24 protein-coding genes, 1 pseudogene and 1 riboswitch are annotated in these 25,466 nt (G+C 69.5%); of the genes and pseudogenes, 3 read left to right on the plus strand and 22 right to left on the minus strand.

Annotated features, from left to right (window positions below; genetic code table 11):
• Positions 1-928: 928 nt before the first annotated feature.
• The gene (locus GXW74_RS23945; RefSeq protein ID WP_211849121.1) at positions 929-1,225 is read left to right on the plus strand and encodes a DUF6968 family protein; all 297 of its coding nucleotides are present in this window, start codon (positions 929-931) and stop codon (positions 1,223-1,225) included.
• A gap of 109 nt (positions 1,226-1,334) precedes the next feature.
• Here the strand turns inward: GXW74_RS23945 and GXW74_RS23950 are convergent, their stop codons facing one another.
• Positions 1,335-1,772 (minus strand): tyrosine-type recombinase/integrase, encoded by a 438-nt coding sequence (locus tag GXW74_RS23950; RefSeq protein ID WP_211849122.1) that lies wholly within the window; start codon positions 1,770-1,772, stop codon positions 1,335-1,337.
• A 70-nt stretch (positions 1,773-1,842) separates the two neighbouring features.
• Between GXW74_RS23950 and GXW74_RS23955 the strand changes: the two are divergent.
• A pseudogene (locus GXW74_RS23955) lies at positions 1,843-2,046 on the plus strand (transposase); the annotation flags it as partial.
• Here GXW74_RS23955 and GXW74_RS23960 read toward each other — a convergent pair.
• The 12 genes from GXW74_RS23960 to GXW74_RS24015 all read right to left on the minus strand — a co-directional run bounded on the left by GXW74_RS23960 (position 2,028) and on the right by GXW74_RS24015 (position 12,870).
• Complete coding sequence (locus tag GXW74_RS23960) at positions 2,028-2,789, minus strand: FAD-dependent oxidoreductase (protein WP_211849123.1); 762 nt, start codon at positions 2,787-2,789, stop codon at positions 2,028-2,030. The pseudogene GXW74_RS23955 and the gene GXW74_RS23960 overlap by 19 nt on opposite strands.
• A gap of 131 nt (positions 2,790-2,920) precedes the next feature.
• Positions 2,921-3,021, minus strand: a riboswitch (glycine riboswitch).
• Between the two features lie 85 nt (positions 3,022-3,106).
• Complete coding sequence (locus GXW74_RS23965; protein ID WP_211849124.1) at positions 3,107-4,066, minus strand: tripartite tricarboxylate transporter substrate-binding protein; 960 nt, start codon at positions 4,064-4,066, stop codon at positions 3,107-3,109.
• Entirely contained in the window at positions 4,066-4,914 is an 849-nt protein-coding gene (locus GXW74_RS23970; protein WP_211849125.1) for a BKACE family enzyme, read from the minus strand. Before GXW74_RS23970 ends, GXW74_RS23965 begins: the two co-directional genes overlap by 1 nt.
• Positions 4,915-4,968: 54 nt before the next feature.
• Positions 4,969-6,312 (minus strand): MFS transporter, encoded by a 1,344-nt coding sequence (locus tag GXW74_RS23975; protein ID WP_211849126.1) that lies wholly within the window; start codon positions 6,310-6,312, stop codon positions 4,969-4,971.
• 92 nt (positions 6,313-6,404) lie between these two features.
• Positions 6,405-6,683 (minus strand): muconolactone Delta-isomerase, encoded by a 279-nt coding sequence (gene catC, locus GXW74_RS23980; protein WP_211849127.1) that lies wholly within the window; start codon positions 6,681-6,683, stop codon positions 6,405-6,407.
• 12 nt (positions 6,684-6,695) lie between these two features.
• Complete coding sequence (locus GXW74_RS23985) at positions 6,696-7,853, minus strand: muconate/chloromuconate family cycloisomerase (protein ID WP_211849128.1); 1,158 nt, start codon at positions 7,851-7,853, stop codon at positions 6,696-6,698.
• Positions 7,854-7,968: 115 nt separating this feature from the next.
• A complete protein-coding gene (gene catA, locus GXW74_RS23990) occupies positions 7,969-8,901 on the minus strand; it encodes a catechol 1,2-dioxygenase (RefSeq protein WP_211849129.1) in 933 nt (310 codons plus the stop codon).
• A gap of 56 nt (positions 8,902-8,957) precedes the next feature.
• On the minus strand, positions 8,958-9,734 hold the full coding sequence (locus GXW74_RS23995; RefSeq protein WP_211849130.1) for a 1,6-dihydroxycyclohexa-2,4-diene-1-carboxylate dehydrogenase: 777 nt from the start codon (positions 9,732-9,734) through the stop codon (positions 8,958-8,960).
• Entirely contained in the window at positions 9,731-10,759 is a 1,029-nt protein-coding gene (gene benC, locus GXW74_RS24000; protein WP_211849131.1) for a benzoate 1,2-dioxygenase electron transfer component BenC, read from the minus strand. The genes GXW74_RS23995 and benC overlap by 4 nt, the downstream gene beginning before the upstream one ends.
• 10 nt (positions 10,760-10,769) lie before the next feature.
• Entirely contained in the window at positions 10,770-11,291 is a 522-nt protein-coding gene (gene benB, locus GXW74_RS24005) for a benzoate 1,2-dioxygenase small subunit (RefSeq protein WP_211849132.1), read from the minus strand.
• Between the two features lie 11 nt (positions 11,292-11,302).
• Complete coding sequence (benA, locus tag GXW74_RS24010; protein ID WP_211849133.1) at positions 11,303-12,646, minus strand: benzoate 1,2-dioxygenase large subunit; 1,344 nt, start codon at positions 12,644-12,646, stop codon at positions 11,303-11,305.
• A gap of 17 nt (positions 12,647-12,663) precedes the next feature.
• Entirely contained in the window at positions 12,664-12,870 is a 207-nt protein-coding gene (locus tag GXW74_RS24015; RefSeq protein WP_246524019.1) for a (2Fe-2S)-binding protein, read from the minus strand.
• A 38-nt stretch (positions 12,871-12,908) separates the two neighbouring features.
• Between GXW74_RS24015 and GXW74_RS24020 the strand changes: the two genes are divergently transcribed.
• Positions 12,909-13,922: a LysR family transcriptional regulator gene (locus tag GXW74_RS24020; protein WP_456306993.1), complete on the plus strand. Its 1,014-nt coding sequence runs from the start codon at positions 12,909-12,911 to the stop codon at positions 13,920-13,922.
• Positions 13,923-14,035: 113 nt separating this feature from the next.
• Here the strand turns inward: GXW74_RS24020 and GXW74_RS24025 are convergent, their stop codons facing one another.
• The 9 genes from GXW74_RS24025 to GXW74_RS24065 all read right to left on the minus strand — a co-directional run bounded on the left by GXW74_RS24025 (position 14,036) and on the right by GXW74_RS24065 (position 25,451).
• The gene (locus GXW74_RS24025; protein WP_211849134.1) at positions 14,036-14,275 is read right to left on the minus strand and encodes a hypothetical protein; all 240 of its coding nucleotides are present in this window, start codon (positions 14,273-14,275) and stop codon (positions 14,036-14,038) included.
• 178 nt (positions 14,276-14,453) lie between these two features.
• Complete coding sequence (locus GXW74_RS24030) at positions 14,454-16,076, minus strand: ABC-F family ATP-binding cassette domain-containing protein (RefSeq protein ID WP_211849135.1); 1,623 nt, start codon at positions 16,074-16,076, stop codon at positions 14,454-14,456.
• Between the two features lie 95 nt (positions 16,077-16,171).
• Entirely contained in the window at positions 16,172-18,001 is a 1,830-nt protein-coding gene (locus GXW74_RS24035; RefSeq protein WP_211849136.1) for an SLC13 family permease, read from the minus strand.
• A gap of 31 nt (positions 18,002-18,032) precedes the next feature.
• Positions 18,033-18,710 carry a MarC family protein gene (locus tag GXW74_RS24040; protein ID WP_211849137.1) on the minus strand — a complete coding sequence of 226 codons (678 nt, stop codon included), beginning with the start codon at positions 18,708-18,710 and terminating at the stop codon, positions 18,033-18,035.
• 13 nt (positions 18,711-18,723) lie between these two features.
• Positions 18,724-19,185 (minus strand): hypothetical protein, encoded by a 462-nt coding sequence (locus GXW74_RS24045; protein WP_211849138.1) that lies wholly within the window; start codon positions 19,183-19,185, stop codon positions 18,724-18,726.
• A gap of 164 nt (positions 19,186-19,349) precedes the next feature.
• A complete protein-coding gene (locus GXW74_RS24050; RefSeq protein WP_211849139.1) occupies positions 19,350-20,882 on the minus strand; it encodes an AbgT family transporter in 1,533 nt (510 codons plus the stop codon).
• A 10-nt stretch (positions 20,883-20,892) separates the two neighbouring features.
• The gene (locus GXW74_RS24055) at positions 20,893-22,275 is read right to left on the minus strand and encodes a M20/M25/M40 family metallo-hydrolase (RefSeq protein ID WP_211849140.1); all 1,383 of its coding nucleotides are present in this window, start codon (positions 22,273-22,275) and stop codon (positions 20,893-20,895) included.
• A 281-nt stretch (positions 22,276-22,556) separates the two neighbouring features.
• Positions 22,557-24,281 (minus strand): DcaP family trimeric outer membrane transporter, encoded by a 1,725-nt coding sequence (locus GXW74_RS24060; RefSeq protein WP_211849141.1) that lies wholly within the window; start codon positions 24,279-24,281, stop codon positions 22,557-22,559.
• Positions 24,282-24,479: 198 nt separating this feature from the next.
• Entirely contained in the window at positions 24,480-25,451 is a 972-nt protein-coding gene (locus tag GXW74_RS24065; RefSeq protein WP_246524020.1) for a lipid A deacylase LpxR family protein, read from the minus strand.
• Between the last annotated feature and the right edge of the window lie 15 nt (positions 25,452-25,466).

Raw genomic sequence — 25,466 nt, forward strand, 5'->3', positions numbered from 1 at the left:
CTGCCGCGGCGCAAAACCCATCGCCAACGCCCGTTCCAGCCCGCTCCCACACCTCCAACAAACGATCAGGCGCGTTTCGCAGAGATCTCCTTAGGGGGGCTTCGCCATAACGTGCCTCGCTCAATGGAAGCCAAACTGTAGCGGGCTGTCTGCCAGCCCTTCAACTTCGTTCCGACCACGGCCATCCGAGCAGTCGAATAGGCGGGCGAGTGGGCGAACGTCAGCGACAAGCTGCGAGAGACGCTTCCGTATGGGTTTCGCTTCCTACGCCACCCATCCGACGGAAACCCACCGCGAACCCTCTCTGCCTGCGCGACAGGTCACGCGTCGTGGTCGGCGCGGGTGCGTCGACTGCGCCCTCGGGCTGTCTGACACGCAACACTTGACAGTAACCAGAAATAGGAATATTGTCTCTATCGCTGAACCGTCCAGGAGTTTGCCGTGCCTGAACCGCCGCCCACAGAAGCCAGCCTGCGAGCGGCAATGCGCGATCCGCGGTACTGGCAGCCGGGCCATCCCGAACGGAGCCGCTACGTCGCGCGCGTGACGGAAGGCTGGCGCAGTCTTGTCGAGGCCGAAGCGGGCCAGGGTGGTGTCGTGAACGTACGAGGCTACGTTCGGACAATCGACGGCAAAGCCGTGAACGTGGCGGCACACACGCGAGGCGATCCGCCCGGCGGATCGGATCCCGCGGAAGGTCGCGGGCTACAGCGAGACCAAGCAGCAGATCGCGCCGTTGCAACGGCAAGTCGCCGAAGCGCGGCATGCGATGCGCAGTTCGAACGCGACCAGGCGGTTTGTCGGGCGCTTCCCTTGCCGGCGATCCGACGTTCGTGTTGGGCCAGTGCAATGGAGAGATACGCGCAGTGCGGTCGCGGGGCCTTTATCCCGCCTTTGGTGACGGGGCGCTGACATCATGACGGAATCGATGGACGTGATCGCGAGCCGAGCCTTTGAGGTGGATGGCCAGCCTGGGTTCACCATAAGGATTGGCCGGCCGACGCTGGCACCTGAGGGCGATTGCTGGTTCTGCCAATATGAGATCGACGGACCTCTGACAAAGCGTCGTGGACGCTTCGGTGGTGAGGACGCGATGCAGGCCCTTGTGAACGCGCTCTATTGCCTCGCTGTCGATGTGGAGGTGAGCGCCGAGAACGCCGAGGGGAAGCTGTCTTGGCTCGGCGAAAGGAATGACTTCGGGCTGCCCCTGCCTCCGAAGAAGTGAGGCGATGGTTCGGGTCCGCCACACGCCTCGGCAATTGAGAAGCCAGACGTGCTTCACTTGGCAGAGACGGTTGGCGGGGAGGGGCCTTCGCCACGCCACCTAGAGATATCTAGGTTTCCGGCCCTTCACCTCCGGACGTCTGTTTACCTGTTTTCAGCTTGTTTACAGTTTTCGCCGCCCGGGCCGCGCGGCCGGTCACCCCGTTGAAGCGGCGAGCATTGGCGCGCGCCTCGGCTTCGGCGATCACGGATCCGAACACATCCTCAAGCGCTTCCTGAGCAGCCTTTGCCAGGGGCAGGTGCTGCACCCCATCGAGATAGAGCTCGAGGTTCTTATCGCTGGTGTGCCCCGTCAGGCTGCGGATCGCCCGATTCTCGAAGCCCAACATCTTCAGGGCGCTCGGCCCCGTCTTCCGCAGTCCGTGCAGCGTGTAGCGCTCGATGCCAGGCTGGTTGACCAGGCGCGCAAGCGCCTCCTGCGCATTGCCGGTGGTCCAGGCCTTTCCGCGGGGCGTCACGAACAGCCGCGTGGGATGCCGATCGGCCATGGCGGTGAACGCCTTCGCCAGGCTCGGCGGGACGTGGATGAGCGGCGGAGATGGGAGGTTGTGGGATGGGGCGGAAGACCGCGTCGCCAGCGCCACCGCGATCCGCGTCGAGATCGTCCGCAAGCCGAAGGATCAAGTCGGCTTCGCCGTTCATGCCCGCCGCTGGGTGGTCGAGCGCTTCTTCGCCTGGATCGGCCGCAACCGACGTCTCGCCAAGGACTTCGAGGCCACCATCGCCTCCGCCAACGCCTTCCTCTACGCCGCCTCCGCCATCAGGCGCGGCTCCGTGGAGCGCACCACCAGCGCCACGCCGGGCTCGTCCGCCTCGGCCGAGAGAACCTCGGTCGAGAAGCGCATCGCCACGCCCCGTCGCGCGCAGGCCAGCGCCAGGCCATTGGTGAACTTGTGGATGTCGCCGATGAAGTCGGACGGCGTGTAGAGGCCGCCATAGGTCTCGCCTTGCAGCGCGGGCTCGATGGAACGGATCTCGGCCGGCGTGACCGCGCGGCGCTCGAGTCCGCCCTTGGCCAGCAGCGCGGTGACGCGCGCCGCCGCCTCGAACTCCTTCCTCGTCGCGTAGAAGTGCAGGATGCCGCGATTCTCGGCGTCGAAGTCGATGCCTTCCTCGGCGGCCATGCGGCGCAGGTGCCCGCGCGCCTCGATGGCCAGGCGCGCGGTGGTGATGGTGTTATCCTCGTGACGCGGGATGGCGGCGACGAACTGCGCCATCCAGGACAGCATGTGCCAGGAGGGCCTGGGGTTCACCAGCAGCGGCGCGCCGGGCGAGACCATCCACTTCAGCCCCTTCAGCACGGTGCCCCAGCTGTTCCAGACCTCGGCATTCGAGGCGGAGAGCTGCCCGCCATTGGCGAAGGATGTCTCCATGGCGGCGTAGGGGTGGCGGTCGAAGACCGTCACGTCATGGCCGTGGCGGGCCAGGTTGTAGGCGGTGGTGATGCCGGTGATGCCGGCGCCGATGACGGCGGCGGTCTCGGATCCGGAGCGGGACATATGCATTCTCCTCCCGCGCGCCTCGCGCGAGCTCGAATGCCCCCTCTGTCATTGGCCTGAGAGCATCGCCGCCGTCCCATCGCGGGCCAGGGGCTTACACCGTCGGCGGGAGCTGCTGCTCCACTTTTCAGAGTCCAAGAACGGTTGCGGTACGTGGGCCTGAGAGTTTCCGGGGCGGTTGCTCCTTCGGCGCCCGTGCCGGCATTGCGATCGGCGCGGACTCTCCCGCAACGACGTGATGCCGAAGATGTACGCCGCGCGTCATGCAAAATGCGTTGCGCGACGATGCTGCCGCACGCGTGTTGCCGGTGCGACGCGGCGCATCACTCCGGCTGTATGCCAGCGCGCCGCACGAAGGCGCCCCAGCGCGCCGTCTCCTCCGCCAGCAGCGCGGCGAGAGACGCTGCATCACCCGTCATCGGCTCGGCACCGATCCGCGCCAGGCGCTCGGCCACCGCGGGATCGGCCAGCAGGCGCGACAGCAGCGCCGAGAGCGGGGCGCGCGCGCCGGCCGGGAGCGCACGCGGCGCCAGCATGGCGAACCACGGATCGACCGCGAAGCCCGATACGCCCGCCTCGGCCATGCTCGGCAGGTCGGGCATCGCCGCGATGCGCTGCGACGTCGTCACCGCGAGCGAAGCAAGCCGCCCGGAGGCGACATGCGGCCCCGCCGAGGTGACGCTGTCGAACATCATGTCCACGCGCCCCGCCACGAGATCCGTCACCGCCGGCGCCGAGCCACGATAGGGCACGTGCTCCAGACCGAGACCCGCAAGATCCCCGAAGAGCGCGCCGGCCAGGTGGATCGAGGTGCCGCTGCCCGCCGAGGCGTAGGTCAGCGTGCCGGGCCGCCGCCGCGCCTCCGCCACAAGCTCGGCCACGCTGCGCCAGGGCCGCGCCGCCGGCACGACCAGGATGTTGGGCACCACCGCGACCGGCCCGACCGGGACGAAATCCGCCTCGGCATAAGGCAGGCGCGGATAGAGCGCGGGGTTCACCGCATGGGCGATCGAGACCATCAGCAGCGTGTGCCCGTCGGTCGCCTGCGCGGCGGCGCCGGTGCCGGTGGTGCCGCCGGCGCCGGCGCGGTTCTCGACCACCACCGACTGGCCGAGCGCCTCGCCCATCGGCCCGGCCAGTATACGCGCCATGGCGTCGATGGCCCCGCCCGGCGGGAAGGGCACGACCAGGCGCAGTTGGCGTTCCGGCCAGGGCCGCACAGGTTGCGCGAGGGCCGGCAGCGGCAGGGTGGCGGCGAGGGCCAGAAGGGAGCGGCGGCGCATCACGCGGCCTTCCGCACCGGCACCGCCGGCAGGCCCAGGATGCGGCGCGCGGTGGCGGCATCGGCCACGGGACGGCCGGCCTCGGCGGCGAGTTCGGCGGTGCGGCGGACCAGCGCGGCGTTGGATGGCGCCAGCGTGGCGCGGTCCATCCGGATATTGTCCTCGAGCCCGGTGCGCACATGCCCGCCGCGCGCCAGCGCCCAGCGCGCCACGGTGAACTGGTCGCGCCCGATGCCGGCCGCGGTCCAGGTCGCGCCCGGGATGAGCTGGCGCATCAGCGACAGCTCGAAATCCAGGATGTCCTCGCGCGGCGGCAGCGCGTGCTTCACGCCGAAGACGAACTGCACATGCGGCGGCGAGAGGATCAGGCCTTCCCGCACCAGGTCGGCTGTGTTCGTCAGCATGGCGAGATCAAAGACCTCGATCTCGGGCTTGATGCCGAGGTCGCGCATGGTGGTGGCGAGCGTTCGCACGAAGTCGGGCGGGTTCTCGTAGACGATGGTGGGGAAGTTCACGCTGCCCGTCGCAAGCGATGCCATGTCCGGCCTGAGGTGCAGCATGGCGCCGCGGGCCTCGAGCGCACGGCCGCGCCCGCCGGTCGAGAACTGCACGATGATGTCCGGGCAGTGCTTGCGAATGCCGGATTGGAAGGCGGCGAAGCGCTCGGGATCGCTGCTCGGCGTCTCGTCGTCGTTGCGGACATGCACGTGCACCAGCGAGGCACCGGCCTCGTAGGCGGCGTGGGTGCTTTCGATCTGCTCGGACACTGTCACCGGCAGCGCCGGGTTGTCCTTCTTGCGCGGCACCGATCCGGTGATGGCGACAGAGATGATGCAGGGCTGGGTCATGGTCGGGGTTCCTTGGGGAAGGCGGCGCGGGAAGGTCTCCCGCGCCGCGTCGTCTCACTCGGCGGCGACGGCGATCGCGGCCGGAGCCGGGCGCCCGAGCGAGCCCTTGGCGAGCATCGCGCCTCCGGCGAGGAAGGCGGGAACCGCCGCGACGGAGAACACCGTCGGCAGGTCCCACCCGAGCGACAACAGGAAGCCGCCAACCATGGAGCCGAGCACGGACCCCGTGCGCCCCACCGCATTCGCCCAGGAAACGCCGGTCGCGCGGCTCGCGGTCGGGTAATAGGCGGCCGCGAGCGCATTCACGCCGACCTGTGCGCCGGCCACGCCGAAGCCCGCGCCGAAGATGGCGAAGACCAGGAGCGCCGGCGCCGCGGTGGCGCTGCCGAGCAACACCACGAAGCCGCCCGCCAGCAGATAGGCCAGGGCCAGCACGCGGTGCGGCTCGAAGCGGTCCATCATCCGGCCGATGACGATCGCGCCGCCCGTCCCGCCGGCGGCGAGCGTCGCCGCCATCAGCGCCGCGTTCTGCATCGAGAAGCCGGCCGTGGTGATGAGCAGCGGCAGCCAGGAGGAGAGCAGGTAGAAGACCAGCAGGCTCATGAAGAAGGTGGCCCAGATCAGCAGCGTGCCGCCAGCGAGGCCGTCGCGGAACAGCTGCAGGATCGGCATCCCCGGGGTCGCGCTCGCTGTCGTGAAGGTCACGCCGCGCAGATCCGCACCGGGCACGACGCGTGCCAGGACCTCCGCCACGCGCTCCGGCGCTGCCCCGCGCAGCGCGAGGAAGCGCGGCGATTCCGGCAGCTTCCAGGCCAGCACGGGCACCAGCAGCAGCGGCAGCACGCCCCCCAGTTCCAGCACGCCCTGCCACCCATAGGCGGCGACGATGTGCGAGGCGGCAAGCCCCGCCGCCGCCGAACCGATGGTGAAGCCGCAGAACATCAGCGTCACCAGCGTGGACCGCCGCTGCGCCGGGCAGAATTCTGCTGTCAGCGTGATCGCCGCCGGCATCGCGCCCCCAAGGCCGATGCCGGTAACGAAGCGCAGCACGGTCAGCATCTCGACCGAGGTGGAGAAGGCCGAGGCCACGGTGGCGAGACCGAAGAAGGCGGTGGTCGCCACCAGCACCGGCTTGCGGCCCCAACGGTCGGCCAGCGGTCCGAAGACAAAGGCGCCGACCATCAGGCCGAAGAGCCCCGCACCGAATAGCGGCGCGAGCTGCGCCGGCGTGACGCCCCATTGCGCGCGCAGCGCCGGCGCGATGAAGCCGATCGCCGCCGTGTCGAAGCCGTCGATCGCGACGACCAGGAAGCACAGCGCGATCACCATCTTCTGGTGCCGCGAGAGCGGGTTGGCGTTGATGACGTCCTGGACGTCCAGGCTTCGTGTCGCTTGCATCGGATGTCTCCCTCCTCCTGCGAGGTGCTTGCCGGCGGTGATGGGGTGTGGAGCGCGCCGTCCCGCCGGGAACGGCGCACGCCGCAAGGGGTTCAGGCGATCGCGGAGGGGTGGCGCGCGAGCGGCGTCACCGCGATCTGCATGAAGGGGAAGAGCGGCAGGCCCGAGAGGATCGCGTGCAGCTCGTCATGGTCGGCGACGTCGAAGATGCTGACGTTCGCGTACTCGCCGGCGATGCGCCAAAGATGGCGCCAAGTGCCGCTGCGCTGCAGTTCCTCGGCGCGCGCCTTCTCAGCGGCCTTGAGGCGGTCGAAGGTCGCGGCTTCGACATCGTGCGGCACGCGCACGTCCATCCGAACGTGATAGAGCATGGTGCTTCCTCCTCAGCCGCGCGCGAAGCGGCGCAGCGCCCCGGGGTCGAGCGCGACGCCGAGGCCGGGCCCCTCGGGCAGGTGGACGTGGAAGTCGGCGAAGCGCAGCGGCGCGCCGACCAGGTCCTCGACGAGGATCTGGGGGCCGAAATGCTCGCACCCCCAGGCGAGGTCCCGCAGGCTGGCGAAGGCGTGCAGATGCGCCGCCGCGCCGATCGAGCTCTCCAGCAGGCAGCCGCCGTAGAGGGCGATCCCCGCGGCCTCGGCGACCGCTGCGACCTTCTGCAACCCAATCGGGCCGCCATGCTTCACCAGCTTCAGCGAGACCGCATCCGCGGCGCCGGCCTGCGCCACCGCCATCATGTCCGCCGGCGTGAAGACGCATTCGTCGGCGAGGATCGGCGCCGTGGTGCGGGCGCGCACACGGGCCAGGCCTTGCAGGTTCCAGGCCGGCAGCGGCTGCTCGACCAGGCGCACGCCCATCTCGGACAGCTGGGGCAGGCAGCGCAACGCCACCGTCTCGTCCCAGGCCTGGTTGGCATCGACGATCAGCCGCGCGCGGCCTTCGAGTGCGGTGGCAAGGCGCCGCATGCGCGCCATGTCCTGCTCCGGTGGCTGGGCGCCGATCTTCACCTTGAAGGTGTCGTGCAGGCGGGCGGCGAGCTTGCCCTCCGCCTCCTCGATCTCCTGCGCCGGATCGCCGGAGGCCAGCGTCCAGAGAACCGGAAAGCTGGTGCGCACCGTGCCGCCGAGCAGCGTCGCCACCGGCACGCCGAGCGTCAGGCCGAGCGCGTCGAGGGCGGCGCTCTCGATCGCGCCCTTGGCGGCGTTGTTGCGTTTCGCCGCGGCATCCATCCGCACGCCGAGCGCCACGGGCTGGGCGGCATGCTGGCCGATCAGGGCCGGCGCCAGGTAGGCGTCGATATTGGCCTTGATCGCCTCGACGCTCTCCTCGCTCCAGCGCGGGCCGCCGAGGGTCGCCGCCTCGCCGATGCCGACCGCGCCGTTGGAGAGGCGCATCCGCACGATCACATAGCTCTGCGCGGTGACCGAGGTCTGCGCCAGCTTGTGCCGCCGCACCGTCGGCACATCGACGATGGTCGCGCGGATGTCCTGGATGGCGAGGTCGCGCCGCAGATCCGCGGGGATGGCGATGGCGGTGTCGGGCATGGCTGGGCCTTCGTGGGGTCGAGTTCAGGGGATCGGCGCGCGCCTGCGCGCCGGTCGTCGGTGTCGTGCGGTGGGGATCCCGGCCGCGCGGGCTGCGCGGCCGGGACGGGAAGCGTCAGCCCGCCGGGGCGTGGGCGCGCTGGACCTCGGTGCGCGGGGCCTCGGCGCGCTCGGCGTGCAGGACGAAGTCGAAGGTGATCTCGGCGAAGGGCGCGTTCAGGCCCTTGGCGCGCACCTTCTCCGCGTCATCGACGCGCCGGACCTCCGGGATCAGGCCGTCGCGCGTCGCAAAGGCGAAGTCGTCGTGCAGGTATTCGTCGCCGTCGATGTTGATCTGAGTCGTCAGCTTCCGGTAGCCGGGCGCAGTGACGAAGAAGTGGATATGCGCCGGGCGGTGGCCATGGCGGCCGAGCCTGTCCAGCAGCTCCTGCGTCACGCCGTCCGGCGGGCAGGCATAGCCGGCGGGCAGGATGGAGCGGAAGCGGTAGCGGCCCTCAGCGTCCGTCTCGATGCGGCGACGGAGGTTATACTTCGGCTGCGACGGGTCGAAGAAGGAATAGCCACCCTTGGTGTTGGCGTGCCAGACATCGACGACCGCACCGGCCACCGGCTTGCCGTCCAGGTCGCGCACCTGGCCTTCCATGAACAGGACCTCGCCTTGCTCGGAGCCGTCATCGAGACGGGCCTCGCCCTTGGACAGCGGCGCACCCTCGATCCAGAGCGGGCCTTCGATGGTGCGTGGCGTGCCGCCCTCGATGCCGGCCTTGCGTTCGGCCTCATCGAGGCGGAGGTCGAGGAAGGTCTCAAGGCCGAGGCCCGGCACCAGGAGGCCGACCTCGTTCGCCTGGCCGAGACGCGTCAGGTAGGCCATCGCCGACCAGAACTCGTCGGGCTGCACGTCGAAATCCTCGATCGTGCGGAACAGGTCGGACACCACGCGGTGGACGATGCGCTTCAGGCGCAGGTCACCTGTCGTGCCGTCCCCCAGGTTGCTGACCTTCATCAGCAGGTCCTTGACGTCCTTGGTCTCGAGAAGGCTCTCGGTCATGTCGTTTTTCCTCCGTGTCGGGGGTGTTCGCCGGGGAGCGGCCCGGCTGCCGTTTCTCAGCCGAGGTCGCCGCCAGCCACGGGCAGGGTGACGCCGGTGATGTAGGAAGCCTCGTCCGAGGCCAGGAACAGAATCGTCGCTGCCTGCTCGGCGATGGTGCCGTAACGCTTCATCAGCGACGAGGAGACGGTCTGGTCCACGACCTCCCGCCACCAGGCGCGCTCCTGCGCATCGGGCTCGGCGCTGTTGCGTGGGATGCGCCGCGGCGGCGCCTCGGTCCCGCCGGGCGCCACGCCACAGACGCGGATCCCGTGCTCGGCATATTCCATGGCGAGGCAGGCGGTGATGGCGTTCACGCCGCCCTTCGCCGCGGCATAGGGCACGCGGTTGACGCCGCGCGTGGCGACCGAGGAGACGTTGACAATCACCCCGCCGCCGGTGTCGAGCAGCGCCGGCAGCACCGCGCGGCAGCACCACAGCGTCGGGAAGAGCGAGCGGCGGATCTCCGCCTCGATCTGCGCTTCCTCGTATTGCGCATAGGGCCGCGCCCAGATCGTGCCACCGACATTGTTCACCACGATGTCGAGGCGCCCGAAGGCGGCGCGCGCCGTCCCGACGGCCGCGCTGGCGCCCTCATAGCCCTCGAGGTCGGCGGTGACGGCGATGGCGGCGTTGCCGGCCTCTCGGCGCGCCTCTTCCACGAGATCCGAGCGGTCCACCAGCGCGACCTGCGCGCCCTCGCGGGCGAGGCGCAGCGCGACCTCGCGGCCGATGCCCTGGGCGGCACCGGTGACCAGCGCCGCCTTGCCGGCGAAGCGTCCCTCGAAGGTCATGCTGCCCTCCGCGGCGCATCGATGGGTGCGCTCGGGGAGAACTTCTCGTAGTGGAACGCGGCCGGCGTGACGCCCTGGCCTGCGAGCCAGCCGCGCACGGCGTCGACCATCGGCGGCGGGCCGCAGAGATAGATATCGACATCGCCGCCGTTCAGGTGCGCGGGCTCGACATGCGCTGTCACGTAGCCCCTGCGCGGATGCGTGCTGCCCTCGGCCGCGACGGTTGTCGCGAAGGTGAAGCCTGGGATGCGCGCTGCGTAGTCCTCGAGCCGCGATATCTCGACCAGGTCCGCGTCGTTCGTCACGCCATAGACGAGGTGCACCGGCTGCGCACAGCCGCTCCCGGCAAGCCTGCCGAGCATGGACAGGAAGGGCGCCAGCCCGGTGCCGCCGGCGAGCAGCAGCAGCGGCCGCTGCACGTCGCGCAGGTAGAAGGAGCCGGACGGGCCGGTGATCTCCAGCATCGCGCCGGGTGTGGCGGCCTCCCGCAGCCAGGTGCTCATAAGCCCGCCCGGGATGTCGCGCACGAGGAAGGAGAGCGCCTCGGCCCCCGGTGCGGAGCTGAAGGAATAGGCGCGCCGCTGCTCGGTCCCCGGCACCCGCACGCTGACATATTGCCCCGGCAGAAATGCGAGATCCGTCGGCGCATCCAGCGCGAAAGCGATGGAGGTCTCTGACAGCCGGGCGACCGAGCGCAGGGCAACCTCGAAGGATTGCGGCCTGGTCTTGCAGGCGGTCGAGGCTGCGGGGATGGCGACGACGAGGTCGGTCTTCGGCCGCACCTGGCAGGCCAGGGCGAGGCCTTCCGCGGCCTCCTCCTCGGTCAGCGCGTCCTCGATGTAGAACCCGCCGTCGTAGCGGCCGGATTCCACGCGGCATTTGCAGGTGCCGCAGGCGCCGTCCCGGCAGTCGAGCGGGATGTTGATGCCGAGGCGGTAGGAGGCGTCGGCGATCGTCTCGCCGTCCCGCGCATCGATGAAGCGCGTGACGCCATCCTCGAAGTTGAGCGCGATGCTGTGGGTCATGGCTGCGCGCTCAGACGTGATAGATGTCGATGACATGGTGGATGTAGTCGTTCTTGAGGACGACCTTCTTCCGCCGGATCAGCGGCGCCTCTCCCGTCGTGTCGATGGTGTAGAAGGAGGTGCCGTAGTAGGTGTCCGTCGTCCTGTAGCGGTAGCTCTGCGTCAGCCAATTGCAGCGCAGCTTCACCAGGCCGCCGACATTCTCCAGGATCTCGACGTTGGTGACGCTGTGCAGCGTGCGGGGCTCGGGCAGGCTGGTGGCGCTGGACCGCTCCGTGCGGATGCGGAAGACGCGATCCTCGAGCCCGCCACGGTCGCCGTACCAGATCAGCGAGATCTCGGTCTGCGGATCCTCGGTCAGCCGGTCGTCGTCGTCCCAGGACGGCATCCAGAACTCGACGTCCGGCGCGTAGAGCGCGAGCCAGGCATCCCAGTCCCGGTCATCCAGGAAGCGGGCCTCGCGGTAAAGGAACTGCTCCGCGTCGTGCAGCGTGAAGGAGGCGCGGGCGGCGGCTTCGATCGTGGCGGACATGGCGCGTCTCCTCAGCCCTTGTTCTCTTCGGCAAGGGCGCGCTGCATCGCCTCCTGCCAGTACTTGTGCTGCACGACGAAGAGGCCCTCGTCCTCGGTCTTCACGCCGCTCATCAGAGGCTCGAGGCCGATTGCCTTCGCGGCCGCGTCCGGCCCCTGGATCCAGTGGCCGGAGCCACGGCACATGTCGTTCCAGCGCGCGGCGCGGGCCATCATGGACATCTGGCAGGCGCGGAATTCCTCGAGGTCGTCCGGCGTCGCCATGCCGGAGGCGTTGAAGAAGTCCTCGTACTGGCGGATGCGGCGGGCGCGTGCCTCGGGTGTCTCGCCCTTCGGCGCGATGCAGTAGATCGTCACCTCGGTCTTATCGACCGCGATCGGCCGATAGGTGCGGATCTGCGAGGAGAACTGATCCATCAGGTAGACATTGGGGTAGAGGCAGAGGTTGCGGCTGCGCCCGACCATCCAGTCCGCGCGCGCCTGGCCGAACTGCGCGGCAAGCTCCTCGCGGCGGTCCCAGTTGGGCCGGTCCTCAGGGTTCGCCCAGTTGGTCCAGAGCAGCAGGTGTCCGTGCTCGAAGGAGTAGAAGCCGCCGCCCTGCTTGGCCCAGCCGCCGGCGCTCATCGCCCGCGTCTTGTCCTCGCGCTCGCTCTCCTTGCGGCGGCTGGTGGTCGCCGCGTAGTTCCAGTGCACGGCGGTGACGTGATAGCCGTCGGCGCCGTTCTCGGTCTGCAGCTTCCAGTTGCCGTCGTAGACATAGGTGGAGGAGCCGCGCAGCACCTCGAGCCCGTCCAGCGACTGGTCCACGATCAGGTCGATGATCTTCGCCGCCTCGCCCAGGTGCTCGGCCAGCGGCTTCACGTCGGGATTCAGGCTGCCGAAGAGGAAGCCGCGGTAGTTCTCGAAGCGCGCGACCTTGGTCAGGTCGTGGCTGCCGTCCTTGTTGAAGGCCTCCGGGTAGCCCGCGCCCTCGGGGTCCTTCACCTTCAGCAGCTTGCCCGAATTGTTGAAGGTCCAGCCGTGGAAGGGGCAGGTGTAGGTGGACTTGTTGCCGCGCTTGTGGCGGCAGAGCATCGCGCCGCGGTGGCTGCAGGCGTTGACGAAGGCGTTCAGCTCGCCCTGGCGGTTGCGCGCGATGAAGATCGGCTGCCGGCCCATCCAGGTGGTGAAGTAGTCGTTGGCGTTCGGGATCTGGCTCTCATGCGCCAGGTAGATCCAGTTGCCCTCGAAGATGTGCTTCATCTCGAGCTCGAAGAGCCCGGGATCGGTGAAGATGTCGCGGGCGACGCGGAAGACGCCCTTGGCGGCATCGTCCTCGAGCGCCTGGTCCACGGTGGTCTGGATGCTGTCGAGCAAGGTCGTCCTCCTGGTGCTTACTTGTCGGTTGGCGCGGCGAGGCCGGCGTGGATGATGTCGCGCAGCTCGGCGGCGCAGGTGCCACACTGGGCGCGGCAGCCGCAGGCGGCGTAGGTATCGGAAGGGCGGCGGGCGCCAGCGCGGATGGCGTCGCGGATCTGGCCGTCCGTCAGGACGTTGCAGTGGCAGATGATCATCGCCGGCGCCTCAGCCGCGTGCGGCAAGGGACTGTGATGCTTGGCTTCTGCGGCGCCTGGGGCGCTTGTGGTTCAGGGACATTTCACTTCCTCCGTCCCCGCCACATCGCACCTTCAAAAACTTCAAATCCAAGACTAAAAGGGTAACAATCATACCTGGGAGGTATCGCCTGGAATCGCGGCAGCTCCGCTACTTCGTGACCGTGGCGCGCGAGCGGAACTTCACCCGCGCGGCAGAGAAGCTGCATATCGCGCAGCCGCCGTTGTCACGACAGATCCAGGCGCTGGAGGAGGAGTTCGGCGTCGAGCTGTTCGATCGTGCCAGCCGCCCCTTGGCCATGACGGAAGCCGGGCGGCTGCTCTTCGACCAGGCAGTGCTCGTGCTCGAGCGCATGGATGAGATGAAGTCGATGCTGCGCCGCCTGCGGGAGGCCGAGTTGCAGCGCTTCCGCATCGGCTTCGTCGCGTCGACGCTCTACGGCTACCTGCCGGAGGTGATCCGCCGGTATCGCGTGACGCGGCCGAATGTCGACCTCACCCTGCTCGAGCTCACGACGATCGAGCAGATCGCCGCGCTGAAGGAAGGGCGCATCGATGTCGGCTTCGGGCGCATCCGATTCGATGACCCCGCGGTCCAGCAGACGTTGCTGCGCAACGAGAGGCTGAGCGTGGCGCTGCCGCTGCAGCATCCGCTCGCGTCGCGGATGGACGCGATTAGATTGAGGGAACTCGCGAGTGATGTGCTTGTCGTCTATCCGATGGCACCACGGCCAAGCTACGCAGACCAGGTGCTTGGGCTGTATCGGGCCAAGGAGGTAAAGCCCGCGCTGGTTCGCGAGGTGCGGGAGTTGCAGACAGCGCTCGGCCTCGTGGCGGCGGAAGCCGGCATCTGCCTTGTTCCGGCCTCGGTCGAGCGGCTGCGCCGGGACAACGTGGTCTACCGGGCGCTCGACGAGCCGGATGCGGTGACGCCTGTGATCATGAGCACGCGGAAGGGTGACCGTTCCGTCGAGATCGGCCATGTGCTGCGACTAGTGAAGGAGATGTACCGGAAGGAGGGTATCGCCTTCGGTGCGTAATCCAACGCCTTGTCGGAGCGTCGCGGAGCGGCCACGCTGCCTTTGCGTTCCGGAGAAAGTTGGCTCCCGGTTCCCACCGCTACGCCACCCAGAGATACATAGGTTTCCGGCCCTTAACCTCCGGTCGTCTGTTTGCCTGTTTTCGGCTTGTTTGCCGCTTTCGCCGCCCGGGTCGCGCGGCCGGTCACCCCGCTGAAGCGGCGAGCATTGCCGCCCGCCTCGGCCTCGGCGATCATGGAGCCGAACGCGTCCTCAAGCGCTTCCTGGGCCGCCTCAGCCAGGGGCAGGTGCTGCACTCCGTCGAGGTGGAGCTCTAGGTTCTTGTCGCTGGTGCTCGCGCGACGCTTCCTCACGGTCATCCGGTCGGTACAGATGCTTGCGCTGGAGGGGCCCTCCGCCCCGTCGAGACAGAATGGGGTGCTCGTGCGGCCGCGCCGCGGGAACTGCCTTGCACCGCCTTCCCGGGCAAGGCCGGGCGGGCGGAGGCGCCTCGCGCCTCCCGTCCTCCACCAGGATGACGGAGGCGGTGCCTCAGCCGTGCAGGCCCGGCGCCTCCTGGCCCGTGCGCGCGACGTATTCCGTATAGCCGCCGCCGTACTGGTGGATGCCCTCCGGCGTCAGTTCCAGCACCCGGTTGGACAGCGCGGCGAGGAAGTGCCGGTCGTGCGAGACGAAGAGCATGGTGCCCTCGTACTGCGACAGCGCCGTGATCAGCATCTCCTTCGTCGCCATGTCGAGGTGGTTGGTCGGCTCGTCGAGCACGAGGAAGTTGGGCGGGTCATACAGCATCATCGCCATGACCAGCCGGGCCTTCTCCCCGCCCGACAGGACGCGGCACCTCTTCTCCACATCGTCGCCGGAGAAGCCGAAGCAGCCGGCGAGCGCGCGCAGCGAACCCTGCCCGGCGCGGGGGAAGGCGTCCTCCAGCGTCTCGAAGACGGTGCGCTCGCCGTCCAGCAATTCCATGGCGTGCTGCGCGAAGTAGCCCATCTTCACGCTGCCGCCGAGCGAGACGCTCCCCTCGTCCGGCTCCGTCGCGCCGGCGACCAGCTTCAGCAGCGTGGACTTGCCCGCGCCGTTGGTGCCGAGCACGCAGCAGCGCTCCTTGCGGCGGATCAGGAAGTCCAGCCCTTCGTAGATCACCCTGCTCCCGTAGCGCTTGTGGACGTTCCGGAGGTTCGCCACGTCATCCCCCGACCGCGGCGCCGGCGGGAAGTCGAAAGTGACCGTCTGGCGGCGCTTCGGCGGTTCGACCCGGTCGATCTTCTCGAGCTTCTTCACGCGGCTCTGCACCTGGGCCGCGTGGGAGGCGCGCGCCTTGAAGCGCTCGATGAACCTGATCTCCTTCGCCAGCATCGCCTGCTGGCGCTCGAACTGCGCCTGCTGCTGCTGCTCGTTCAGCGCGCGCTGCTGCTCGTAGAATTCGTAGTTGCCGGAGTAGGCGGTCAGCGTGCCGCCATCGATCTCGATCACCTTGCCGATGATGCGGTTCATGAATTCGCGGTCGTGCGAGGTCATCAGCAGCGCGCCCTCGTAGCCGGCGAGGAACTGCTCCAGCCAGATCAGGCTTTCGAGGTCGAGGTGGTTGCTCGGCTCGTCCAGCAGCATGACGTCGGGGCGCATCAGCAGGATGCGGGCGAGCGCGACGCGCATCTTCCAGCCGCCGGAGAGGGCGCCGACGTCGCCCTCCATCATCTCCTGGCTGAAGCCGAGGCCGGCCAGGACCTCGCGCGCCCGGCTCTCCAGCGCATAGCCGCCCAGCTCCTCGAAGCGGCCCTGCACCTCGCCGAAGCGCTCGAGGATCTGCTCCATCTCCCCGGCCCGGTCCGGATCGGCGAGGGCGGCCTCCAGCTCCTGCAGCTCGGCGGCCACGACACTGACGTCGCCGGCGCCGTCCATCACCTCGGAAACGGCGCTGCGGCCCGACATCTCGCCCACATCCTGGCTGAAGAAGCCGATGCTGACCCCCCGATCGACCAGGACCAGGCCCTCATCGGGTTGTTCCTGCCCCGTGATCATCCGGAAGAGCGTCGTCTTGCCGGCCCCGTTGGGACCGACGAGGCCGACCTTCTCTCCTTTCTGAAGCGCCGCCGAGGCCTCGATGAAGAGGATCTGCTGGCCGTTCTGCTTGGTGATGTTGTCGAGGCGGATCATGTGAAGGCGGGGCTTGGGACAGTTGCGGCGCGCTTATGCCACGCGCGCGCCCCGAGGACAGGCCCCGCCGATCGCCCCGCCCGCGGGCCTCGCCGTCAGGGCGGCAGCACGATCGGCACCAGCAGGACGCAGACGAGCATCACCACGATGCTGAACGGCACGCCGACCTTGATGAAATCCCCGAAGCTGTAGTTGCCGGGACCGACCACCAGCGTGTTCACCGGCGAGGAGACCGGCGTCATGAAGGCGGTGGAGGCAGCCAGCGCGACGATCATCGCGAAGGGATAGGGCGAGGCGCCGATATCCGCCGCGATGGCGAGCGCGACGGGGGCCATCAGCACCGCCGTCGCGGTGTTCGAGATGAACAGCCCGAGCATCGCCGTGATGACGAAGATGACGCCGAGCAGCATCCGTGGCGAGGCCTGCCCGGCAAGCGCCAGCACCGCCTCGGCGGCGAGATCGACGCCCCCCGTGCGCTGCAGGGCGATCGAGAAAGGCAGCATGCCGACGATCAGCACCAGGCTCTTCCAGGAGATGGAACGATAGGCGCTGTTCAGGTCCACGCAGCCGAACAGTCCCATCAGCAGGCAGCCGATCAGCGCCGCATGCACATTGGGGACCCAGCCGCTGATCATCAGCCCGACGGTGAGCGCCAGGATGGCGACGGCATGCGGCGCGCGGCCGGCGGCCGGCAGGATCTCCGCATGCTCGGCCGGCAGGTGCATGACGATCAGGTCGCGGCCATCCGCCTGGAGCTTGCCGATGTCCGACCAGAAGCCGGTCAGCAGCAGCGTGTCGCCGGCCTGCAGCTTCTCCTCGAGCAGCTCGGACCCCGCCACCTGCTGGCGGTGCCGCAGGCCGATCACGGTCAGGCGGTATTCGGCGCGGATGCGCGCCTGCAGCACCGTGCTGCCGACCAGCGGGGAATCCGGCGGGACGATCGCCTCGACCATCCCGATCTCCTGCGAGCGGTCGAGGAAGTAGTCGCCGCCGAGCAGGGGCAGCACCTCGACATGGTATTCCTCGCCAAGTTCCCGGCTGCGCTCGGCAGGGGCGCGGACATCGAGCAGCACCACATCGCCCACTTCGAGCTCGGTCGTCGCATTGGGGCGGATCACCTCGGTCGTGAAGCGGCTGTCGCGCTCGATGGCGAGGATGTTGATGCCCTCCTGGCGCAGGTCGAGCTGTTCGAGCCGGCGGCCGACCAGCGGCGAACCGGGCAGGACACGCACCCGGAAGGCACGGCCGGAGAGGCCGTAGGTCGTCACCCAGTCCCTGAGGCTCGGCGCCCGGCGGCTGTCGGTGCCGGGCGGGCGGCGGTCCGGCAGCAGACGCCGGGCGAACAGCATGTAGCCGATGGCGAGCAGCAGGACCGGCACGCCGAAGGGGGTGAAGGCGAAGAAGGCGAAGCCGGCATGTCCCTGGCGCACCAGCTCGGCGCTGACCACCAGGTTGGGCGCCGTCGCGACCAGCGTCATCATGCCGCTGATCAGCGCCGCGACGGACAGCGGCATCATCAGCTGGCTCGGTGCCGCGCCGGTGTTCCGGCAGATGCGCAGCGCGATCGGGATGAAGATCGCGACCACGGCGGTCGAGCTCATGAAGGCGCCGAGCCCCGCGCCCGCGACCATCAGCAGCACCAGCATGCGCGTCTCGCTGCCGCCCGCCTTCGCGTTCAGCAGGTCGCCGATGCGCTGCGCGGTGCCGGTGCGCACCAGGCCCTCGCCGATCACGAACAGGGCGGCGAGAAGCACGATGGACGGGTCGGCGAAGCCTGCGAGCGCCTCGTTGATGGTCAGCACGCCGGTGAAGGGCAGCAGCACGATCATCAGCAGGCCGACCGCATCCATGCGCGGCTTGTTGATGATGAACATGACGATGGCCGAGCCGAGCAGCGCCAGCACGATGAGGAGTTCGGTGGTCATGGGATTCCCGTCGGGCTGGCGCCGCGCATGGTCAGCCCTGCGCGGCGATGAGCGGCCGCAGCGCGTCGGAGGCGCCGATCAGGATGATCTGCACGCCGATGCACAGCAGCAGGAAGGCGGTCAGCTTGGTCGCCACCAGCGTGCCCTGCGGGCCGATGCGCCGGGCGATGGCCTCGGCATAGGCATAGGCGATCCAGACGCAGGCGGCGACCGAGGCGGCGATCATCAGGGCCGAGATGGCACTGACCAGCAGCACGTCCTGCGAGCCGGTGCTGCGTTCCGCACCCAGCGCGATCGCCGCGGCGATGGAACCCGGCCCGGTCGTCAGCGGCATGGTGAGGGGGAAGAAGGCCATGCGCTCGATCGGCGCGGTGTCCATGGCGTTGGGTGCGGCCGTCGTCTCGGGTTCGGCGCGCAGCATGGTCCAGCCCGCGGCCGCGACGGCGAGGCCGCCGCCGATGCGCAGTGCCTCGAGCGAGATGCCGAAGAAGGACAGCACGCGCGAGCCCAGGAACATCGCCACGACGAGCACGATGAAGGAATTGATGCCGATCTGCCGCGCCAGCCGCGCCCGCTCCCCGCGCGTCAGCCATCGCGTCATGTCGTGGAAGACGAAGGCGATGCCGAAGGGGTTGATGATGCTGATCATCGTCGAGAAGCCGAACAGCCACAGCGAGATGAGCTTGGCGATGAGGAAGCCGTCGATCATCCCCGGCTCCCGTTCAGCGCAACTCGATGGTGACCCCGGCCTCGTTGATGCGGAACTGGCCGCCGGCGCGTTCCGTGCGCAGGCGCAGCTCCACCCCCGCGGCGTTGCGCAGCCAGCGGGTCTCCGGACCGGATGCGCCCTCGACGCGCTGGCGCGGCACCACCTGTTCGGTGTAGCGGCCGGGGAAATCCTGAAGCCGGCGCAGGCCGAAGACCTCCCCCCGCGCGGAGAGGGAGGAGACGCCGAGGCTGCCGAATTCGAGGCCGCGGACCGAGAATCGGTGCTCCTCGCCGCGGAAATGCAGCCGGCCGCCGCCGATCGAGGTGCCGACCGCCAGCACGCCGACACGCACCTGCTCGATCTCGATCGAGGCGTCGGGATTGGGGTCCGGCCGGTTGCGCTGCGCGCGTGCCGGCCCGCCGGCGCAGAACGCGAGAAGGGCCGGCCATGCTGCGATCAGGCGACGTCTCGTCAAGCCGTGGCTCCACCCCGGTGCTGCCATGCCAACAGGGCCGGGCGACGGCGCCGGCCCCCATCATGGCCCGCCCCTTATGCACGAAGCCGACCCCGGCGTCGCCCCCGATGCACGGCGCCGGCGGGTGCCGGGGCATGGCCGGCGTTGGCATCCCCGGCGCTCTCTCACAGGCCCCAGGGGAGCGCCAGGAGATGCCAGCCCGCCAGAAAGGCGGTCCAGACCACCGAGATCACGACCACGTAGGGCAGCATCAGGGCGATGACGGTGCCGACCCCGGCATCCTTCTGGTACTTGATCGCGAAGGTGACGATCATCGCGAAATAGGCGTTGAGGGGCGTGATCGAGTTCATCGGGCTGTCGCCGACGCGGTAGGCGGCGAGCACCGCCTCCGGCTCCACGCCGAGCTGCATCAGCAGGGGCACGAAGATCGGCGCGAAGATCGCCCATTTGGCGATCGCCGCGGTGATGATGAGGTCGAGCAGGAAGACCACGACCACGAAGCCGATCAGCAGCCACAGCGCGTCGAGGTTCATCTGCTGCAGCACGCGCGCGAGCGAGACCGCGGCGAGCGTCGCCATGTTGGTGTAGTTGAAGTAGGCGATGAACTGGCTGATCACCAGCAGCAGCAGGATCAGCCCCGCCAGCCCGGCGATCGCCTTCTGCATCGCGCCGATGACGTCGTTGGTCCCCTTCATGGTCCGCGCGCCGATGCCGTAGGCCGCCCCGCAGACCAGGAAGATCAGCGCGATCGAGACGATCAGGCTGTTCATGAAGGGGGAGGAGCCGATGATCGCGCCCGTCTGCGGATGGCGCAGCGGCGCGCCCGGCGGCAGCACCAGCAGGGCGAGGAAGGCGAAGACGCCGAGCATGCCGTAGAGGGCGTAGCGCAGCCCGCGATACTCGTCTTCCGACAGCCCGGTCTCCCCGGGCACCTGGTACTCGCCGACATAGGCCCCCAGCCGGGGCTCGATGACGCGCTCGGTGATGACGGTGATCAGGATGGTGAGCAGCACCACCGAGCCGATCGAGAACCAGACATTGGCCGCGAGGTCGATGGAGCGGGCCGGGTTGACCAGCCGGATCGCGTCGTTGGTGATCTCGGTGAGGATGCCGTCCACCGGAACGATCAGCACATTCACCAGGAAGGCGGAGGCGACAGCGGCGAAGGCGGCCGCGAGACCCGCCAGCGGATGCCGCCCGACCGATATGAAGGCCGCCGCCGCCAGCGGGATCAGCACCAGGTAGCCGGCATCGGCGGCGATCGAGGAGACGATGCCGACGAAGACGAGGATGTAGGTCAGCCCCTTGGGCGGGGCGACCACCACCAGCTTGCGGATCAGCGCCTTGACCAGGCCGGCTTCCTCGGCGACGCCGACGCCGACCATGGCGACGATGATTACGCCAACCGCGTTGAAGTTCATGAAGTTCTGGACGAAGCCCGTGAACATGAAGCGGATGCCGTCCACTGTCAGCAGGCTGCGCGCGGCGGTGCTGGCGGGCTCGATGTCGCCGGTCGCGGGATTGTAGGCCTGGTAGGTGACATGCGCGCCGAGCGCCGCCAGCACGGCGGACAGCACGATCACGATGGCGATCAGGTAGACGAAGATCATCACCGGGTGCGGCACCCGGTTGCCGACGCGCTCCACCGCATCGAGGATCTTCTGCATCGCCGTCTTCGGCGCCGCGCTCTCGCTCATGGCGTGTCCCTCAGGCGGCGAGGGCGTGCAGGATGCGCGCCCAGGACCGCATGCCCTTGCGGAAGGAATGCAGGTCGTACTTTTCGTTCGGGCTGTGGATGCGGTCATCCTCCAGCGCGAAGCCCGCGAGGATCACATCCATCCCCAGCGCCTTCTTGAGTTCCGCCGTCACCGGGATGGACCCGCCGCCGCCGATGAACACCGCCGGCTTGCCCCATTCGGCGGTCAGCGCGTCGCGCGCCTTCGCGAAGGCCGCATCCTCGATCGGGAAGCGAATGGCGCTGCCCGAGCCGTGCTCGAGAAACTCCACCTTGCAGTCGGCCGGGATGCGGGCGCGCACGAAGTCGCGGAAGGCCGCGCGGATGCTGTGCGGGTCCTGGTCGAAGACGAGACGGAAGGAGATCTTGGCCGAGGCGACGGACGGGATCACGGTCTTGAAGCCGGCGCCCTGGTAGCCTCCGCCCATGCCGTTCACCTCGCAGGTCGGCCGCGACCAGGTCATCTCCAGCACCGAGCGGCCTTTCTCGCCGGCGGGCACCGACAGGCCGACGGCGCCGAGGAAGGCCCCGGCATCGAAGTTCAGGCTGTCCCACTGCTTGCGGAGGGCGTCGGGCAGTTCGGGCACGCCGTCGTAGAAGCCGGGCAGGGTGATGCGGCCGTCGGCATCGCGCAGGTCGGCGATGATGCGCGCCAGGATGTGGTTCGGGTTGGCCGCGGCCGAACCGTAGAAGCCCGAATGCAGGTCGCGGTCGGCGGCGGTGATGATGATCTCCTCGCCGCAGAGGCCGCGCAGCATGGTCTGGATCGCCGGCGTCGCCGGGTCCCACATGTTGGTGTCGCAGATCAGGCCGATGTCCGACTTCAGCTCGGCGGCGTTCTGCCGGAGGAAGGGCGGCAGGTTGGCGCCGCCGGATTCCTCCTCGCCCTCCAGCAGCACGGTCACCGGGATGGGGAGCGCCCCGGCCACTTCCTTCCAGGCGCGGCAGGCCTCGATGAAGGTCATCACCTGGCCCTTGTCGTCCGAGGCGCCGCGGGCGCGGATCACCTTGCTGCCGTCGGGGCGGGTCTCGATCCTCGGCTCGAAGGGGTCGTGGTCCCAGAGCTCCAGCGGATCGACCGGCTGCACGTCGTAGTGGCCGTAGAACAGGGCGGAAGGGCCCTTCGCGCCGCGGTCATGCGCGACGACGATGGGGTGGCCCGGCGTCGGCCGCGCCGACGCCTCGAAGCCGATCGAGGCGAGGTCCGCCGCGTGCCACTCCGCACAGGCCCGGCACTCCGCGGCAAAGGCCGGGTCGGTCGAGATCGACCTGATGCGCAGCAGGGCGAAGAGCCGCTCGAGCGCCGCATCGGCATTGGCGTCGATGCGGGCGAGGACGGCGTCGAGATGATCCATGGGGCGTCTCCCGGGGCAGGTCAGCACTGGCTGCAGGCAAAGGGGGCGGAGCGGCGGCGCGCCGCCGGGGGCATCGCCCGTGCCGGGCTTGCAGCCTGCTCGAGGCCGGCCATCGTCTTCCTCCCCCTGGGGGTCCGCCCGCCGTGGCGCCGCGAACCACGCTTCCGATTCCGCAACGGACCGGCGCCGAACACTACCCGGCTTTCCCGCGGCGGCGCATAGGCCTCTCGTTCCCGCCCTTGGCGGCATGTCCCGGCACGCGGCGCCCGTCGCGACGGCCATCAGAAGCGCGCGATGGCGGCGAAGAGGACGCGGTTCGCGATCCCGTGACCGTAGCCGGCCGGCCCGCCCGCCGCCGCGCCGCCATAGAGGTCGCGCCGCGTGAAGACGTATTCCACGCCGAGGTCGAGCCAGCCGCTGCCGAAGGTGCCGTCGCGGACCGTGGCGAAGGGGCTCCAGATCAGGTTTGCGAAGACCTGCTGCATCTCCCGGTTCAGCGAGGTCGCCGCGGCCGAGCCCGGCGCGAAGCCGAGCGCATAGGACGGGTAGTCGTTGCGCGCATAGGCGTAGGAGAAATTGCTGCGCAGCGTCGTCGTCCAGAACCGGCGGTAGGCGATCGTCGCGCCATAGGAGGGGATGGTGTCGAGCCCGGCCGAGATCACGCCCGGCAGGCCGAGATCGGTCAGCGCATCCTGCCCCGAGGTCTGCCCGGCGAAGTAGCGGCCGATCCCTTCGCCGTAGAAGGCCATGGCCGCGATCTCGTCCTGGCCGAGCGCCTCCCACACCAGGCGCATCGGCACCCGGACATGGCCGGCGAAGCCCCAGCCCGGGGCGGTGTCGGACGTGCCCGGCGGCGCCGCGGCGGTGCCGTCGGTGCGGATCTCGATCTGCCGCAGCAGGCCGCGCAGGCCCAATTCCACCCCGTCCTGCCGCCAGGTCAGGCGGCCGAGCAGGTCGGGCACGGAATTGAAGGCCGGGCTCGCGCCGCCCTGCAGGCTGGCCCCCGGGGTGAAGGCGCCGGCGACGGAGGTATAGGCTGTCTCGGGCGCTTCGATGGAGACCTGCCCGATCAGACCTTCCGCCAGCCGCCCCGTCACCCTGACCTGCGCCTGGCGGACGAAGGACTGGTTGAGGTTGGTGGCGTCGATCAGCGTCTCGAAGACCCCTTCGTTCCACAGGCTGTTGGCCTGGCCGATCAGCACGCGGAAGCTGTCGTCACCGAGTTCCGCCCAGGCTTGGCGCAGCCGGAAGACGGCATTGGTGGAGGTGGCCGCGCCGCCGCCGAAATCGCCCTCGATCCGTGTCTCCAGCGTGCCCCAGGAGGTCAGCGTGCGGGTGTCGAAGCCGAAGCGGCTGAAGCGCGCGGTCATGGAGTAGTCGCCGCCCTGCGCGTCGGCGGCGCTGCCGGTCAGCGGGATGGTCTGCGGCGGCGGCGCGTCGGTCTGGTTGCGCGGCCCGAGATCGTAATAGCCGGTCAGCTTGGCGAAGCCGTAGAGGCGGACCTGGGTGTCGGTGCCCGGCACGCGGAAGGCGATGCCCGGCAGGTCGGAGCGCAGCGCCTCCTCGCTGGCATAGTCGCGACCCATGGGGTCGGGCGCGCCGAGGCCCGGGATGTTGGGCGACTGCGCCGCCTCGGCGGCGGCACGGGCGAGGGCGAGTTCGCGCTGCGCGATGCGCGCTTCCTCCGCGGCGGCGCGGGCTTCGGCGGCGGCGGCACGGGCTTCCGCCTGCGCGGTGGCCGGGCGCGCGGCGGGCGTCGCCTGGCGCGGTGCGGGGGCGGGTGCCGCCGGTCGCGGCGCTGCGGCCTGGGTGCGGGCGGGCGCCGGTGCCTGGGCGGCGGCGCGCGCCTCGAGCTGGTCGAGGCGGCGCCGCATCTCCTCGAGCTGCCGGCGGAGTTCGGCGATCGTCGCGGCGTCGCTCGCACTCGATTGCGCCAGGGCGGGCAGGGGCGCCGCGGCGAAGGCAAGCACGCCCGCCAACGCAAGCTGCCGCAGGCCGCGCGTCATCCTCGCCTGACCGCCGGTGGCTGTCGGCCGCGGGTGTGGCCGGCCGTCCACGCCGTACATCGAGTCCATCCTCCCCCCTTCGGACCTTGTGGCCTCACCCGAGGTTGCGGGGCGGCCGGGCGGGCAACGATCCGCCGGCCATACCCCCCTTGTGCCGAGCGTCCCGTTCCGCCGGCATGGCCGGCCGGAACGCGGCGCTCAGAAGCGGAACGAGAGACTCGCCGAGCCGTATTGCGCCGTCTCCCTCTGTGTCTCGAACTCCCGCGAGCGCGCCGTGTAGGTCATGGTCAGCCGCGCGAAGGGCATGATGATCGCAACACCCAGGCTGCCTTCGGCGACGACGGGCTCGCGGTCGACGCTGCGGCTCTCGCGCCAGGTATTGCCGTCGAGGAAGATGTCGTGGCCGACCACGCGCGTCTCCCCGGCCGCGAAGACGTACCAGCCCCAGCGCCCGTCGGGCTGGTAGAAGGCCGATCCCGCGATGGAGGGGCGCATGCGCGGCGGCCCGAAATCGGCATCGAGCTCGTTGCCGAACCTCAGCATCAGCCCCGCCGAGGCGTAGGTCTGCACATTGCCCAGGCTGGCGGTCACGCTCGGCACCACGCCGAAGGAGACATCCCGCCAGACCGGGTCGCTGTTGACGCGCCACTGCCGCGCGAGGACGAGGTTGATCCCGGGTTCGTCCTTGAGCTGGTAGTCCCAGCCCAGCGCGCGGTCGATGTTGAGCAGGTCGTGGACGTTGTTCTGCGTCTCCTCGCCCAGCGCGGAGGGACCGACGACGCCGATCTGCAGCTCGATGCTGCCGTAGGAGGTGGCGGTGGCGGAGTTGATGGAGATGCCGCCGTAGAGCCAGCCGGCATAGGGGCGATCCAGCGGATCGGGGTTGCGACGCTGGGTGTCGGCCGGCGTGAAGATGTTCTGCCCGAAGGACAGCCCCCAGCGCGGCGCACCGCCCTCGGGGAAGAGCAGGCTCGGCCGGTCGGTCAGGAAGCTCAGCCAGGATGGCGGATCGTAGGAGGAGGATCGCCAGGCGAGCTGGAAGCCGCTGGTGTAGAAGCGGTCGGTGCCGGCGAGCAGGTCGTTCTCGTAGGTGAAGGCGAAGGTGCCGTAGTGGTCGCCCGGGGCGCGCTCCTGCGCGAGCGTCGGGGTGGATGCGAGGGCGACAGCCATTACTGCCGGGCCGGG

Source organism: Neoroseomonas eburnea, assembly GCF_018129005.1.
GTDB lineage: Bacteria > Pseudomonadota > Alphaproteobacteria > Acetobacterales > Acetobacteraceae > Neoroseomonas > Neoroseomonas eburnea.

Coding starts and splice junctions, on each gene's coding strand:
- benC (WP_211849131.1), bottom strand. CDS start 10,759: ATGACCCACAGCATCGCGCTCAACTTCGAGGATGGCGTCACGCGCTTC.
- catC (WP_211849127.1), bottom strand. CDS start 6,683: ATGCTCTATCACGTTCGGATGGACGTGCGCGTGCCGCACGATGTCGAA.
- GXW74_RS24065 (WP_246524020.1), bottom strand. CDS start 25,451: ATGGCTGTCGCCCTCGCATCCACCCCGACGCTCGCGCAGGAGCGCGCC.
- GXW74_RS23985 (WP_211849128.1), bottom strand. CDS start 7,853: ATGCCCGACACCGCCATCGCCATCCCCGCGGATCTGCGGCGCGACCTC.
- GXW74_RS23970 (WP_211849125.1), bottom strand. CDS start 4,914: ATGACCCAGCCCTGCATCATCTCTGTCGCCATCACCGGATCGGTGCCG.
- GXW74_RS24055 (WP_211849140.1), bottom strand. CDS start 22,275: ATGGATCATCTCGACGCCGTCCTCGCCCGCATCGACGCCAATGCCGAT.
- GXW74_RS24035 (WP_211849136.1), bottom strand. CDS start 18,001: ATGACCACCGAACTCCTCATCGTGCTGGCGCTGCTCGGCTCGGCCATC.
- GXW74_RS23945 (WP_211849121.1), top strand. CDS start 929: ATGGACGTGATCGCGAGCCGAGCCTTTGAGGTGGATGGCCAGCCTGGG.
- GXW74_RS24050 (WP_211849139.1), bottom strand. CDS start 20,882: ATGAGCGAGAGCGCGGCGCCGAAGACGGCGATGCAGAAGATCCTCGAT.
- GXW74_RS23965 (WP_211849124.1), bottom strand. CDS start 4,066: ATGCGCCGCCGCTCCCTTCTGGCCCTCGCCGCCACCCTGCCGCTGCCG.
- GXW74_RS23995 (WP_211849130.1), bottom strand. CDS start 9,734: ATGACCTTCGAGGGACGCTTCGCCGGCAAGGCGGCGCTGGTCACCGGT.
- GXW74_RS24060 (WP_211849141.1), bottom strand. CDS start 24,281: ATGACGCGCGGCCTGCGGCAGCTTGCGTTGGCGGGCGTGCTTGCCTTC.
- GXW74_RS24040 (WP_211849137.1), bottom strand. CDS start 18,710: ATGATCGACGGCTTCCTCATCGCCAAGCTCATCTCGCTGTGGCTGTTC.
- GXW74_RS23975 (WP_211849126.1), bottom strand. CDS start 6,312: ATGCAAGCGACACGAAGCCTGGACGTCCAGGACGTCATCAACGCCAAC.
- catA (WP_211849129.1), bottom strand. CDS start 8,901: ATGACCGAGAGCCTTCTCGAGACCAAGGACGTCAAGGACCTGCTGATG.
- GXW74_RS23950 (WP_211849122.1), bottom strand. CDS start 1,772: ATGGCCGATCGGCATCCCACGCGGCTGTTCGTGACGCCCCGCGGAAAG.
- GXW74_RS24030 (WP_211849135.1), bottom strand. CDS start 16,076: ATGATCCGCCTCGACAACATCACCAAGCAGAACGGCCAGCAGATCCTC.
- benB (WP_211849132.1), bottom strand. CDS start 11,291: ATGTCCGCCACGATCGAAGCCGCCGCCCGCGCCTCCTTCACGCTGCAC.
- GXW74_RS23960 (WP_211849123.1), bottom strand. CDS start 2,789: ATGCATATGTCCCGCTCCGGATCCGAGACCGCCGCCGTCATCGGCGCC.